Annotated in this window: 12 protein-coding genes; all 12 read right to left on the minus strand. The window is 63.3% G+C overall.

Annotated elements, in window-relative coordinates; all coding sequences use genetic code 11:
* Positions 1-44 precede the first annotated feature (44 nt).
* A complete protein-coding gene (locus QMO80_RS03655) occupies positions 45-698 on the minus strand; it encodes a protein-L-isoaspartate(D-aspartate) O-methyltransferase (RefSeq protein WP_283198927.1) in 654 nt (217 codons plus the stop codon).
* Entirely contained in the window at positions 695-1,468 is a 774-nt protein-coding gene (gene surE / locus QMO80_RS03660; RefSeq protein ID WP_003586945.1) for a 5'/3'-nucleotidase SurE, read from the minus strand. Before surE ends, QMO80_RS03655 begins: the two co-directional genes overlap by 4 nt.
* A gap of 4 nt (positions 1,469-1,472) precedes the next feature.
* A complete protein-coding gene (gene serS / locus QMO80_RS03665; RefSeq protein ID WP_283198928.1) occupies positions 1,473-2,756 on the minus strand; it encodes a serine--tRNA ligase in 1,284 nt (427 codons plus the stop codon).
* A gap of 99 nt (positions 2,757-2,855) precedes the next feature.
* Positions 2,856-3,683: a twin-arginine translocase subunit TatC gene (tatC, locus tag QMO80_RS03670; RefSeq protein ID WP_283198929.1), complete on the minus strand. Its 828-nt coding sequence runs from the start codon at positions 3,681-3,683 to the stop codon at positions 2,856-2,858.
* Positions 3,680-4,306: a Sec-independent protein translocase protein TatB gene (tatB, locus tag QMO80_RS03675; RefSeq protein WP_283198930.1), complete on the minus strand. Its 627-nt coding sequence runs from the start codon at positions 4,304-4,306 to the stop codon at positions 3,680-3,682. Before tatB ends, tatC begins: the two co-directional genes overlap by 4 nt.
* A gap of 51 nt (positions 4,307-4,357) precedes the next feature.
* The gene (locus QMO80_RS03680) at positions 4,358-4,549 is read right to left on the minus strand and encodes a twin-arginine translocase TatA/TatE family subunit (RefSeq protein ID WP_003538990.1); all 192 of its coding nucleotides are present in this window, start codon (positions 4,547-4,549) and stop codon (positions 4,358-4,360) included.
* 187 nt (positions 4,550-4,736) lie between these two features.
* The gene (scpB, locus tag QMO80_RS03685; RefSeq protein WP_283198931.1) at positions 4,737-5,453 is read right to left on the minus strand and encodes an SMC-Scp complex subunit ScpB; all 717 of its coding nucleotides are present in this window, start codon (positions 5,451-5,453) and stop codon (positions 4,737-4,739) included.
* Positions 5,450-6,307 (minus strand): ScpA family protein, encoded by an 858-nt coding sequence (locus tag QMO80_RS03690; protein ID WP_049734264.1) that lies wholly within the window; start codon positions 6,305-6,307, stop codon positions 5,450-5,452. The genes scpB and QMO80_RS03690 overlap by 4 nt, the downstream gene beginning before the upstream one ends.
* 18 nt (positions 6,308-6,325) lie before the next feature.
* Positions 6,326-7,339: a beta-N-acetylhexosaminidase gene (nagZ, locus tag QMO80_RS03695; RefSeq protein ID WP_283198932.1), complete on the minus strand. Its 1,014-nt coding sequence runs from the start codon at positions 7,337-7,339 to the stop codon at positions 6,326-6,328.
* A gap of 110 nt (positions 7,340-7,449) precedes the next feature.
* The gene (locus tag QMO80_RS03700; protein ID WP_283198933.1) at positions 7,450-10,686 is read right to left on the minus strand and encodes an SPOR domain-containing protein; all 3,237 of its coding nucleotides are present in this window, start codon (positions 10,684-10,686) and stop codon (positions 7,450-7,452) included.
* Between the two features lie 61 nt (positions 10,687-10,747).
* Positions 10,748-12,505, minus strand: a complete 1,758-nt coding sequence (gene argS, locus QMO80_RS03705) for an arginine--tRNA ligase (protein WP_283198934.1) — start codon at positions 12,503-12,505, stop codon at positions 10,748-10,750.
* Between the two features lie 64 nt (positions 12,506-12,569).
* Positions 12,570-13,787: a deoxyguanosinetriphosphate triphosphohydrolase gene (locus QMO80_RS03710; RefSeq protein WP_283198935.1), complete on the minus strand. Its 1,218-nt coding sequence runs from the start codon at positions 13,785-13,787 to the stop codon at positions 12,570-12,572.
* Positions 13,788-13,912 lie beyond the last annotated feature (125 nt).

A 13,912-nucleotide genomic window follows, 5' to 3' on the forward strand; every position in this document is an offset into this window, starting at 1 on the left:
TGAGAAGTTGATAACCATAGCTTACAGGTAAAAAATCGTAGAGCCTACAGCAGCGAGGCAAGGCGCGGAACGATCGGCAGATAAGGGGCTTCGAACAGTTCCTCGCGTTCGAAACGGCTGCCGGTTTTGGTCAGTCGCACCATGCGGCATTCGTTCTCGGAGATCATCAGCGGCGCGATCATCGAACCGCCGGAAACCAGCTGGTCGGTATAAAAGCGCGGCATCGCATTGAAGGCCGCCGTCACCAGGATGCGGTCGAAGGTCCCCTCTCCCTGCATGCCGGCACTGCCGTCGGCGTGGCGGATGATGACGTTGCGCAGACCAAGCGATTCCATGCGCCGCTGCGCCGCCGATGTCAGCGTCTTGTAGCGGTCGATGGACAGAACACGCTCGGCCATGCGGCCCATGACGGCGGCGGTAAAGCCGCTGCCGGTGCCGATTTCCAGGACGCGCTGGCCGGGCTTGAGCTTCAGGCGATGCAGAATGCGAACAACAAAATCGATGCCTTCAAGGAAGGAGCCGCATTCGATCGGGATCGTCCGGCTCGAATAGGCGTCATCGGAAAATTGCGGCGGCACGAAGAGCGAGCGCTGCGTCTGCTCGACCGCCGTCAGCAGATCGAGGTCGGAGATGCCTTCGGCGCGCAATCTGAGGACGAGCGCGGCAAAGCCCTCCTTCTCGGCCAGTCTTGCCGTCAAACCTGTGCTCCGTATCCCAGGGCCCGCGCCACGCGGTCCGTTACGGAATAATCGGTCAGATCCAGTTTCAAAGGCGTTACCGAAATCTTGTTATGCTTGAGGGCGTGAATATCGGTGCCTTCGATGAAGGCGCCGGCGCGTTCGCCGAATTTCAGCCAGTAATAGGGAAAGCCCCGGCCATCGGAGCGGGCATCGACCTGCAGGTTGAAGGCGAGCTTGCCCTGCATGGTCACCTCTGCGCCGTCGACCTCGCCGGGACGGCAGTTCGGGAAGTTGAGATTGAGGAACGTGCCCTCCGGCAGGTCCAGAACCATCAGCTTCTCCAGAAGAGCCGGGGCATGCGTCTCGCAGACCTCCCAGGGCACGATGCGCGCACCGTCTTCATAGAGATAGGCCTGGCTGAGCGCGAAGGAGCGCACGCCCTGCATCGTGCCTTCGATGGCGCCGGCGATCGTACCGGAATAGGTCACGTCGTCTGCGACGTTCGAGCCCGAATTGACGCCGGAGAGGACGAGATCGGGCTTGATGTCCATCACCTGCCGGATGCCCATGATGACACAATCGGTCGGCGTGCCGCGCAGGGCGAAATGCTTGTCGGAAATCTTGCGCAGCCGCAGAGGTTCGGAGAGGCTCAGCGAATGGGCAAGACCGCTCTGGTCGGTCTCCGGCGCCACGATCCAGACATCGTCGGACAGCGTGCGGGCGATCCGCTCCAGCGCAGCCAAGCCTTCGGCATGGATGCCGTCGTCATTCGTAAGCAGGATGCGCATCGCCTCAGGCCGCCCGTTCGATCTTGGTCAATCCGCCCATATAAGGCAGCAAAACGTCCGGAATCGTGACGGAACCGTCCTCGTTCAAATAATTTTCAAGCACGGCGATCAGGCAGCGGCCGACGGCGGTGCCGGAGCCGTTCAGCGTGTGGACGAACCTGTTGCTCTTATCGTCCTTGCCGCGGTAGCGCGCGTTCATTCGCCGGGCCTGGAAATCGCCGCAGACCGAGCAGGAGGAAATCTCGCGGAAGGCATTCTGTCCCGGCAGCCAGACTTCGAGATCGTAGGTCTTGCGCGAACCGAAGCCCATGTCGCCGGTGCAAAGCGTCATCGTGCGGAAATGCAGGCCGAGGCGCTTCAGCACTTCTTCGGCGCAGGCGGTCATCCTTTCATGCTCGGCAATCGCACTCTCGGCATCGGTGATCGAGACGAGTTCGCATTTCCAGAACTGGTGCTGGCGCAGCATGCCGCGGGTGTCGCGGCCGGCCGAGCCCGCTTCCGAGCGGAAAGACGGCGTCAGCGCGGTGAAGCGGAGCGGCAGCTTTTCCTGGTCGAGGATGTCCTCGCGCACCAAATTGGTGAGCGTCACCTCCGCCGTCGGAATGAGATAGCGGCCATCCGTCGTCTTGAAGAGATCCTCTTCGAACTTCGGCAGGCTGCCGGTGCCGAACACCGCTTCAGCCCGAACCATCAGCGGCGAGCTGACTTCGGTATAACCGTGCTCGCGCGTGTGGAGATCGATCATGAACTGGCCGAGTGCGCGCTCAAGCCTGGCGAGCGGCCCGGTCAGCACCGTGAAGCGCGAACCGGAGAGCTTGGCGGCGCGCTCGAAATCCATATAACCGAGCGCCTCGCCTATTTCGAAGTGCTCCTTCGGCGTATGGTTCCAGCGCGGCTTTTCGCCGACGGTGCGGGTGACGACATTGTCATGCTCGTCCTTGCCGACCGGGACATCGTCGAAAGGTATGTTCGGGATGCGCGAGAGTGCGTCGTTGAGCTCGGCCGTCAGCTGCCGGTCCTCTTCCTCGACCGTCGGCAGCAGCGCTTTCAGCTCGGCGACCTCGGCCTTCAGCTTCTCGGCGAGTTCGGCGTTCTTCTGGGACAGCGCCGCGCCGATCTCCTTGGAAGCGAGGTTGCGGCGGGACAGCAGGTCCTGCGCCTTCTGAACGGCGGAGCGGCGCTTTTCATCGAGGGCAACGAGATTTTGCGCCAGGGGCTCCGCGCCGCGCTTGGCAAGGGCGGCATCGAGCGCTTCGGGATTCTCACGGATCCATTTGATATCGAGCATCGTCGTTCCAGGTCGTTGCAACAGAAGTGACCCGGCCAAAGCCTGACCGGGCTTCGACCGGATGAGACGGCGTTCGTGAAAGGATTTCCGGATTGCCGCTCAGACGCTGTCCGTCTTGGCAACGTCCGCGGATTCGGTGTCCTTTTCGACCGCCTGCCGGGCACGCTGGCGCTCCACGAGTCGCGCCGCATGGATGGAAATCTCGTAGAGAAGGATCGTCGGTATCGCAAGGCCGATCTGGGACATCGGATCCGGCGGCGTCAGCACGGCTGCGACGACGAAGGCAAGCACGATGGCGAACTTGCGCTTTTCGGCGAGCCATTGCGACGTCAGCAGGCCGACACGGGCCAGCAGCGTGGTGATCACGGGCAGCTGGAAGACGAGGCCGAAGGAGAAGACCAGCGTCATGATCAGGCTCAGATATTCCGAGACCTTCGGCATAAGCGAGATCGCCACCTCGTCATGACCCGGCGCCTGCTGCATCGACAGGAAGAACCACATGACCATTGGCGTGAAGAAGAAGTAGACGAGCGCCGCGCCCATCAGGAACAGGACCGGCGAAGCGATCAGGAACGGCAGGAAGGCCTGACGCTCGTTCTTGTAGAGGCCGGGCGCGACGAACTTGTAGACCTGGGCGGCAATGATCGGGAAAGCGACCACCAGGCCGCCGAACATCGCCACCTTGACCTGCGTGAAGAAGAATTCCTGGGGCGCGGTGTAAATCAGCTGGGCCTTCTCGACGTCGAGATGCGCCCACTCCACGGCCGTCTTGTAGGGAATGACCAGATAGTTGAAGAGATGCTTGGCAAAAAAGAAGCATGCGATGAAGGCGACGAAAAACGCGCCGATCGACCACATGAGCCGCGTGCGCAGCTCCATCAGGTGCTCGATCAACGGCTGCGGCTTATCTTCGATATCACCGCTCATGCCTCATCCTTCTTCTTCGTCTGCACCGGCGCCTTCGGCGCTGCGGGCTTTCTGGCAGCCGTCGTGCGCTTCGGCTTTTCTACGGCCACGGTTTCCACGGGCGCGGCGATGGCAAAGGCAGCCTTATCCGCCGCCTTGACGCGCGGCTTGCGCACCGCTTTCGGCTTGGCGGCAACCGTATCGGCCGTAGCGACCGCGGCAGCAACGGGTTCCGGCGTCGGCGCGGGTGTGGGCACCAGCGGCGGCGTTTCCGGCAGGCTCATCGACGGCGTCGGGGCGGAAACGGCAGCCGGAGGCACCTCGGTCTTGTTATCAGGCGCCGCGCTCGCCTTCTGCAAGTCGGCCTTGATCTCGTTGCCCATCTGGCGAAGCGGGTTCATCGCCTCGCGCAGGCTGTTGACCGGGTTGAGCTTCTGGGCGTCACTGAGCGTCTGGCGGACATCGTCAAGCTCGGCCTCGCGCAACGCTTCGTCGAACTGCGCACGGAATTCACTCGCCACCTTGCGGGCGCGCTGCGTCATCTTGCCGAAAGCGCGCAGCATCGGCGGCAAATCCTTGGGACCGACGACCACGATCAGGACGACCGCGATGACCAAAAGCTCGGTCCAGCCAATATCGAACATGCAAGGCTCCTGGACGGGAAGCGCGGGGGCTGCGCTTTTTCCCGCACTTGGTTACTTCGTTTCGTCGGCCTTGTGATCGACGGTCTTGGCCGTGTCGGGCGCATCTTCGTCCGTCATGCCCTTCTTGAAGCTTTTGATGCCCTTGGCGACATCGCCCATCAGTTCCGGGATCTTGCCGCGGCCAAACAACAACAGCACGATGACCAGAACGATCAACCAGTGCCACATGCTAAAAGAACCCATCATTTGCACTTACTCCCTTTATTCGATGTTCCCATGATGTAAGAATTTCCGACAGCGTTTCCAACATCAAGCCCTTTGAACTGCGCTTAATGTCACGGTATCGCCCTTTGTGACAAGCCACCGAACCGCCGAAAAATGGTGAGCACCATTGTTTTCGTCATGCATGGCAAAAGCAAGACGAAGTCCTTCAATCTTCGGAGGTAGAACGCGGGGCGAGCAACCCAAGTTCTTCGAGATCCATCTGGGTAATGGGGTCTTCGTCCTCGCTTAGCTCGTCGTTCATCAATGGCGAGGGAATGTTGAAATTCGCCGGAATGCGCCCCGAGAGCAGGCCAGCGCCCTTCAATTCTTCGAGACCGGGCAGATCGCGCAGCTCCTCGAGACCGAAATGGTCGAGAAAATCGCGGGTGGTGCCTAATGTCACCGGCCGGCCCGGCGTGCGACGGCGACCGCGAAACCGTACCCAGCCCGCCTCCATCAGCACGTCGAGCGTGCCGCGCGAGGTCTGCACGCCGCGGATATCCTCGATCTCGGCGCGCGTCACCGGCTGGTGATAGGCAATGATCGCCAGCACTTCCAATGCGGCGCGCGAGAGCTTCTTCACCTCGTTGTCGTCGCGGCGGATGACAAAGGAAAGATCGGCGGCGGTGCGGAAGGCCCAGGCGCCCTCGATCTGCACGAGGTTGACGCCCCGCGGCGCATAGTGTGCCTTCAGGCGCAGCATGATGGCGCGCACATCAGTCCTCTCCGGCAGGCGTTCTGCGAGAAAGCCTTCGGAGACCGGCTGCGAGGAAGCGAATACCAGCGCCTCGGCGATGCGTTCCGCCTCGATCTCCGCCTGCAGGTCGCGGCTCCTGCCTTCGAAATCGTTCTCGAAATCCTCTTCGCTCTGCGGATCGATCAAACCGGCTGCTCCTGCTCCACCACCTGCAGCGTGGCGTGTTTGGGTCCGCGACGCATGTATATCGGCTGAAAGGCACCGTCCTGGCGGATTTCCAGCTTGCCCTCGCGCACCAGTTCCAGCGAGGCGGCAAAGGCGCTGGCGATCGCCGTGACGCGTTCCTCGGGCGTCGCGAGATAACGCAGCAGATAATGCTCCATCGCGGTCCAGTCGCCGACCTCGCCGATCATCTGGGTCAGCAATTCGCGCGCATCGGTCAGCGACCAGACATTGCGTCTCTCGATCGTCACCTGGGTAACGGCATTGCGCTGGCGCAGCGCCGCATAGGCGGTCAAAAGATCGTAGAGGCTTGCCGCATAGGCGGATTGCTGCCGGTCGGGAATATGCTCGGGCGCGCCGCGCACGAAGATGTCGCGGCCGAGGCGGTTGCGGTTGACGAGGCCCTCCGCCGCCTGGCGCATGGCTTCGAGGCGTTTCAGCCGGAAGGCGAGCGTTGCCGCCATCTCCTCGCCCGAAGGGCCGTCATCCTTGATCTGCTGGGGTATCAGCAGCCGCGACTTGAGATAGGCAAGCCAGGCCGCCATGACGAGATAATCGGCGGCAAGCTCGATGCGGATACGCCGGGCGCTCTCGACGAACTGCAGATACTGCTCGGCGAGCGCCAGCACCGAAATGCGCGACAGGTCGACCTTCTGGTTGCGGGCGAGATAAAGCAACAGGTCGAGCGGGCCTTCGAAGCCGGCGACGTCGATTACCAGCGCCGGCTCGTGGCTGGCGCGCTCGGCGCCGTTATCCTGCCACAGCTTATCCATCGGCGTTGCCGCCTGCGGACGCTCCGTGCCCTTGACCGTGCTCACCACCCTGCTCCCCTGCGATCACACCATCGCAAACATCGCCTCGAATTCCGCCCGCAACTCCGCCTCGTCGGCGGCATCCGGCGCGGCAAAACCTGCTTCCACCGCTTTTGCCCGGGCAAGCGACGCGCCGCCGAGCGGCGGAACATTTGCCACGACATCCAGCATCTCGTCCATATGGCCATTGCAATGCAGCACGATATCGCATCCGCCTGCAATAATATTCGCCGCACGTTCGCCGATCGTGCCGGAAAGAGCATTCATCGAGCTGTCGTCGGAGAGCAGCAGACCGTTAAAGCCGATATGCTCGCGGATGATGCCGTCGGTCACCTTGCGCGAGGTCGTCGCGGGATTGTCCGGGTCGATGGCGGTGAAGACGACGTGACAGGTCATCGCCATCAACTCGTCCTTCATCGCGACAAAGGGCGGGAAATCGTGAGCCTCAAGCTCCTCGCGCAAGACGGTGACGACGGGCAGTTCCAGATGGGAATCGGCAAAGCCGCGGCCGTGACCGGGCATATGTTTGATGACCGGCAGCAGGCCGCCGGCCTTCAGCCCTTCGGCAGCCGCCCGGCCCATGGCGATAACGGTTTGGGGATCGCCGCCATAGGCGCGGTCGCCGATGACGTTGCTGCTGCCTTCGACCGGCACATCGAGCACCGGCAGGCAATCGACATCGATGCCGAGGCGTGAAAGGTCGAAGGCGTGCAGCCGCGACATCGCCCAGGCGGCGCGCAGGCCGAGCGCCGGGTCGCGGCGATAGAGATCGCCGAGCGCCTGGCCTGAGGGATAACGTGCGAGAACCGGCGGACGGATGCGCTGAACGCGGCCGCCCTCCTGGTCGATCAGCACCGGCGCATGCCAGCCGACGCTGTCGCGCAGTTCGGCGACAAGATCGGCGATCTGCCCTGCTTCGGAGATGTTGCGCCCGAAGAGGATGAAGCCCCAGGGCCGTTCGCCCCGATAGAAGGCCTTCTCTTCGGATGTGAGGGCAAGGCCGCTGCAGCCCAGGATCATCGCTTTTGATTCGGTCATGTGAGAATCATAGACCGCGGCCCGCCAAATGCGAGCAAGCTCGGGCGCGATGCACAAAAAAGAACGGCGGACCGAACCGGCCCGCCGCCCTTTAAATCAAGGATGCGATATTACCTGGAGATCAGGCAGCTTCCGCCCGCCGCGCGATACTGTTCGCAAAGCGCTGCGGCCTCGTCCTTGGAACCGGCCGGAATGCGGACGCGGTAGAACGTGCCCTTGCCGGCGACATCGGCCCTGCGGATCTCATGAGCGCGACCACCAAGCACGCCGGCGAATTTCTTCGACAGGCTGGCATAGGATTTGTTCGCCTCGTCTTCGGACGGCAGCGAGGCGATCTGGATACCGTAGCCGCCGGCGGAGGCGGCCTGCTGCTGCGGCTTGGCGGCGGCAGGTGCTGCGGCCGCAACTTCCGCCGTCTTCGGCTGCTGGGCGGCCGGGCGGACATTGCCCTTCTCGGTCACGGTACCGACGACATTGACCGGCTGGTCGGCCGGACGAGCGATCGGAACCGGAGCGGTATCGCCGACCGCCGTGGTCTTGACCGGGCGCACCGGCGCATCGACCGGGGCGGGATTTGCCGCCTGCGCATCGGCGTCGGCTGCAACCGGCGGCTTTGCCGGCGCGGTTTCCACCGGCGCCGCGGAGCGGGCATCGGCGGAGGCAACCTCGGCATTTGCAGGGAAGCTTGCGGCCGTTCCGGCGACCGGCGGCACCGGTGAAGCCGATTGCGCCGACGGGGCTGTCAACGCCGGCATCGGCTGAGCGGCTTGTGTCGCCTGGGCAGACTGCGTCGCCGGGACGGACGGTGTCGCCTGGGCAGCAGGCTGATCGCCGGGCGCTGTTTCCTCGCGGGCGACCAGGGTGCCGTCAGGCTTGACGATCATCGTGCGAACCTTGCGCGGCGAAACCGAAGGCGTCTTGTCGGCATCACCCGCGGACGCGTTGTCTGTATTGTCCTGGTTCGGCAGCAGACGCGGATCCTCAGTCTCACCGACCGCGGTCGGCGTGACCTGATCACCGGCATTGGCGTTCTCGTCGTCATCAGGCAGCGCTTCCGGTGTCAGCGTGCGCTGGACGACATCGACCGGCGCCTCGTCGGAAGAAACCAGCGCCTTCTGCTTCGGCTCCTCGGCAGAACCGGCAACGCGATCGTAGACGGCCTTGTCCTGGTTCGGCACGGTCTTGCCGCCGGGATTTTCCGGAACGACCTTGATCGGTTCCTTGTCGGCAGTGATCACGCGCGGCTCGCCGGATGCGACAATGCCGAGCCCCTCGCCGTTCCAGACGGAGGAATAGACACCATAACCGACGCCGGCGAAGACCACGAGCACGACGGCACCGGCAAGGAGCCGGCGCATCGACCGGGCACGGCTGAAATCGGCCGCCTGGCTTGCAGATTCGATACGGACCTCGGAGGTCTCGCGGCGCTCGACCGGCTCGCGCACGCTGCGGCGGAAATCCTCCTCCAGCGCCCGTTCGAAATCATCAAGGCCGTCGGCGATGGTTGGTTTGACCGGCTTTGCTGCGGCGGCAGCCGTATCGCGAACCGGGGCCGGCGTTTCCCGCGGCTTGGCCGGCTCGAAGAAGCTGGCGATCTCGGCGTCGAGATCGAAATCGAAATCCTGCGTTTTTGCCACCGGCGCGGGCTGCTCGACCGGCGGCAGCGCCGGCACATGCATGTCCTCGACTGTCTCGGGACGATCCTCCGGATCGGAGATCATCGCCGGATCAAACGGCAGATCCTCGGTCGAGTCGGAAACAGCTCCCCAGTTGAACGCCGGAGCCGGAGCCGGAGTTGAAGCCTGCGGCTCAACGGAGGCCGGAGCAGGCCGTGCAGCGGTGGAAGCCGCCTGCTGGAAAGCCGGAGTTTGCGGCTCAGGCGCAAATTGGGGGGGCGCAAATTCCGGGGCAGACCGAGGAGAGACGGCAGCGGCCTGCTGGGGAGCACGGACCGGCGGCTCCGGCTGCGGCGCGGGCTCGGCCGTCGCCAGCTCGGGCTGTTCGGAGAAATCGAGATCGGAGAGTTCCAGCTCGATGCCGGCAAGATCGAGCTCGAAATCATGGCCGGCGAAGGGGTCGTCGGCCTCAGGCACAGGCTGCGGCGCCCGCGAATACGCCATTGCGGCGGGCTGGGGTGCAATGACCTCGGCAGGCTGCGGCGCGGCCGGCCTTGCGGCCTCGGCGGCGTAGACAGGCGCCGGCTCGACCGGAGAAGACCGAACGGTGGCTGCGGCGACCGGGGCAGGCGCGATCACCTGCGACTGAACAAATGCGGCAGCCATAGGCTCGACGATAAGGGGCGCGACAGCAAGGGGCGCTGCAGCAACAGGTGCTGCTTCGATCGCTGCGGCCTGCGGCGAAACGGGCGCCGAATTGGGGCGCTGCGGTACCGGATAACGCGAAACGTCGGCGAGCAGATCGTCAAGATCGAAAGTGCCGGCAGCGTGCGGAACTTCGGGCACGACCTCGGTCAGCGCCGCATCGGCCTGGATCTCGCCTTCGACGGCGGCGGCAAGGAGATCGAAACCGGCGTCGGACCCGAAATCTTCAAGCTCGCCTTCGATTTCGACGAAATCCTCGGCCTCGGCAACCTCTTCCGACGCGATCGCCTCGTCATGGCGATCGAGCTCGGCGGGGAAACCAAGCGACGGAGACGCGGATTCGAACTCCTCGGACGGCTCGACAGCGACGACGGGGGCCAACTGTTCGACGACCGGGGCAGGCGCCTCGATTGCGGGCTGCGTCTCCGCAGCGGCAAGCTCGGCGGACGCAGCTTCAGCCACCGGCTCTGCGGCCGCTTCGACCACAGGCACTTCGGCAGCGGGCTCCGACGGAATCACCGGCTCCTCGCGTTTGGCGGCGTGGAAATTGGCAAGCGGCAGCCTGATGCTGGCGGCCGACCACTGCGGCGCCTTGGCAGGCTGCGGCAGCGAAGAAACCGGAGCAGCACCGATCGACAGCTCGAGCTCTTCGATCAGGTCGCGCGCACCGCCGAGGGCCGATTGCACCTGCGTCCCGGAAGCGGGCTCAGGAACCTCAGCCCTCTCGACAACGGGAGACGCATCGAGAACGGGCTCGATATAATCTTCAGGCGCGTCGTCATCGGAGATCGGCTCGGCTGGCCGATCGAGCTCTGCGAGCGGACGGGGCGAATCGTAGCGGTCGAACTCGCGCCCAAGCTCATCTTCGAGATCGAGGGCAGGCTCGCGCCGCGCGGCCTCGTTCACCGTATTTGCTGCAACACGCGGCTCGAAGCCGACGATACGGGCAAGTTCGGCCAACGGATCGTCGTCGGCAAACAGATCGTCTTTTCCGCGCGTATCATACGCAAGTTGTTTATCAGCCATGCCTATCCCACTCGCAAACGCCAACTCTGAAATGCCAGCGCATTGTGGGGAAATGGTGACGTTATCGCATTTCGTCCGGTGCGGCAGTGCCTGTAATGGCAAGTCCCGACTTCAAAACCGACGCGACGGCGTACACCAGCCCAAGTCTGGCAATAGTTGATTCTCGGTTTTTATCATTAACAAATCGTAATTCCGGCTGATCTTTACCTTTGTTCCAGTGCGCGTGGAAAGAACTTGCGAGGTCGTAGAGGTAAAAAGCGACCCGATGCGGCTCCTGCGACTGGGCTGCCGCCTCAACGATCCGCGGGAATTCGGCGAGCTTGGCGACGAGCTGCAATTCGGCTGGATCGCTAATGCCTGCAATGGTTTGCGCCAGTTGGGCGGGCGAAACATCCAGGTCGCCGAAAGCCTCCCTCGCCTGCCGGAAGACCGACATGCAGCGGGCATGCGCGTACTGCACGTAAAAAACCGGATTATCTTTCGACTGTTCCGTCACTTTGGCGAAATCGAAGTCGAGCGGCTCGGAATTCTTGCGGTAAAGCATCATGAACCGGACCGAATCACGGCCGACTTCCTCGACGACGTCCCGAAGCGTGACGAAGTCGCCCGAGCGTTTCGACATCTTCACCGGCTCGCCGTTGCGATAGAGCTTGACGAGCTGGCAGAGCAGCACCGTCAGCTTTGCCTTACCGTCCGAAACGCCGCGTGCAACCGCCTCCAGGCGCTTGACGTAGCCGCCGTGGTCGGCGCCGAGCACATAGATCATCTCGTCGAAACCGCGATCGAACTTGTTCTTGAAGTAGGCGACGTCGGCGGCGAAATAGGTATAGGAACCGTCCGACTTGATCAGCGGCCGGTCCATATCGTCGCCCACTTCGGTCGAGCGGAACAGCGTCTGTTCGCGATCCTCCCAATCCTCGGGCAGCTGGCCCTTCGGCGGCGGCAGCGTGCCCTTGTAGACATAGCCTTTGAAGGTCAGGTCGTTGATCGCCGTGCGGATCGCAGCCGCGCCATTGGCATGCAGGGTGCGCTCGGAAAAGAAGATATCGTGATGGACGTTCAGCGAAGCCAGGTCCTCGCGGATCATCACCATCATCGCATCGATGGTGCGATCCTTGACGATCGGCATCCATTGGTCTTCCGGCATGTTGTGCAGCCGCACGCCGTAATCGGCTGCAAGCGACTGTCCCACAGGCACGAGATAGTCGCCCGGATAGAGACCCGAGGGAATTTCGCCGATCTTTTCGCCGAGCGCCTCGCGATAGCGCAGGAAGACGGACCGGGCGAGCACGTCGATCTGCGAACCGGCATCGTTGATGTAATATTCCTTCTCGACGCCGTAGCCGGCAAAGGCGAGCAGGTTGGCGAGCGCGTCGCCGACGACGGCGCCGCGGCAATGGCCGACATGCATCGGCCCGGTCGGATTGGCCGAGACATATTCGACGTTGACCTTCCGGCCCTCACCCAGCGTCGAGCGTCCGTAATCGGTGCCGGCGCCGATCATCGCGGCGAGCAGCCGCTGCCAGTAGCCGACGGCAAGACGGATGTTGATGAAACCGGGACCGGCGACCGAGACATCGGCGACGTCGGCGTCCTCCCTGAGCTTGGCGATGATGATGTCGGCCAGCGCGCGCGGATTGGTTCCGAGCGGTTTTGCCAGCACCATCGCGGCATTGGTCGCAACGTCGCCGTGGCTCGCGTCACGCGGCGGCTCGACGGCAATGCGGCCGAAATCGAGCTCGGATCGCTTTTCCCTGACCAGATCGATCTGTTCAAGGGCGGTTTTGATCCTGGCTTCGAAGTCGGTAAAAAGGTTCATCGCACTCTTCCATGCATAGGCTGTGCCAATGGCGCAAATCGGCCCTTGGCGGGGCGACCGCTGCCTATCGCAAATCCGGAGTGTGGTCAAACAATCGCCTGTGGGCGCTGATCGCATAGGTGTCGGTCATGCCCGCCAGATAATCGCCGACATGACGGGCTTTCGGCGCATCGGCGAGGCCGGCGATATGATCGACCCAGTAATGGCTCTGCATCTCCTTGGGATTGGCCATGTAGGCGGCAAAGAGATCGGTGACGATCTTTGCCGCACCGGCGCGGATGCGCATGATATCGGGATTGCGGTAGATGCGCTTGAACAGCATCGCCTTGATCTGCCTGTCGGTTTCGGCCATGCGATCGGAGAAGGTGGCGATAACCCGGTCGGCGGCGCGGATGTCGGCAGCACTTTCGGGGCGCAGCAGGGAAAGGCGCTCCTGCGCGACGGCAATCACGTCCTCGACCATGCGGGTGATCTGCCGCCGCATGATCTCATGGGTGAAGCGGCTCGGCTCCAGATGCGGATAGCGCGCCCTCACCTCGGCCATCAGCCCGGCCAGGAACGGGATTTCCTCCAGCATATCGAAGGTCAGGTAGCCGGAGCGCAGGCCGTCGTCGATATCGTGGGTGTTATAGGCGATGTCGTCGGCGATCGCCGCGACCTGGGCCTCGAGGCTGGCATAGGTTGCCAGTTCGAGATCGTGCAGCTCGCAATAATCGAGGATCGGCTGCGGAACGGGGCCACGCGTGCCCACGCCATCCGGCGTCAGCAGCGGGCCATTGTGCTTGACCAGGCCTTCGAGGCTTTCCCATGTCAGGTTGATGCCGTCGAATTCGGCATAGCGTCGCTCCAGCTTGGTCACGATGCGCAGCGATTGGGCATTGTGGTCGAAGCCGCCATAGGGCAGCAACACCTCGTGCAGGGCGTCCTCGCCGGTGTGCCCGAACGGCGTGTGGCCGAAATCATGCACCAGCGCCACGCCCTCGGCCAGATCCTCGTCAAGCTTCAGGGCGCGGGCGAGCGCGCGGGCGATCTGCGCCACCTCGATCGTATGCGTCAGCCGGGTGCGATAATGATCGCCGTCCTGGGCGATGAAGACCTGGGTCTTGTGCTTCAGCCGGCGGAAGGCGGTGGTATGGACGATGCGGTCGCGGTCGCGCTGGAAATCGGAGCGCGTCGGACTTCCATCCTCCTGGTAGAGCCGCCCGCGGCTCGTCCAGGGGTCTGCCGCATAGACCGCCCTTTCACTGCTGCCGAAACCTAAAGCACGCGTATCGATCGTCATTCTTCACCGTCATCCTGCATGTTGCCGCATCTGCCCATTGACGCCGCTTTGCGCTCTTCATACCTATAGCCCGAAGAAACGGCAAAGAGGCGCTTTCTCAACCACCTCGGCGCATCATGGCCTTT

Origin of the sequence: Rhizobium sp. BT03 (assembly GCF_030053155.1) — a bacterium.
Taxonomy (GTDB): Bacteria; Pseudomonadota; Alphaproteobacteria; order Rhizobiales; family Rhizobiaceae; genus Rhizobium.

Bases quoted from the DNA above. Each gene is read 5' to 3' on its own strand.
- surE (WP_003586945.1), bottom strand. From the start codon at position 1,468: ATGCGCATCCTGCTTACGAATGACGACGGCATCCATGCCGAAGGCTTG.
- argS (WP_283198934.1), bottom strand. From the start codon at position 12,505: ATGAACCTTTTTACCGACTTCGAAGCCAGGATCAAAACCGCCCTTGAA.
- QMO80_RS03710 (WP_283198935.1), bottom strand. From the start codon at position 13,787: ATGACGATCGATACGCGTGCTTTAGGTTTCGGCAGCAGTGAAAGGGCG.
- serS (WP_283198928.1), bottom strand. From the start codon at position 2,756: ATGCTCGATATCAAATGGATCCGTGAGAATCCCGAAGCGCTCGATGCC.
- tatB (WP_283198930.1), bottom strand. From the start codon at position 4,306: ATGTTCGATATTGGCTGGACCGAGCTTTTGGTCATCGCGGTCGTCCTG.
- nagZ (WP_283198932.1), bottom strand. From the start codon at position 7,339: ATGACCGAATCAAAAGCGATGATCCTGGGCTGCAGCGGCCTTGCCCTC.
- QMO80_RS03700 (WP_283198933.1), bottom strand. From the start codon at position 10,686: ATGGCTGATAAACAACTTGCGTATGATACGCGCGGAAAAGACGATCTG.
- tatC (WP_283198929.1), bottom strand. From the start codon at position 3,683: ATGAGCGGTGATATCGAAGATAAGCCGCAGCCGTTGATCGAGCACCTG.
- QMO80_RS03680 (WP_003538990.1), bottom strand. From the start codon at position 4,549: ATGGGTTCTTTTAGCATGTGGCACTGGTTGATCGTTCTGGTCATCGTG.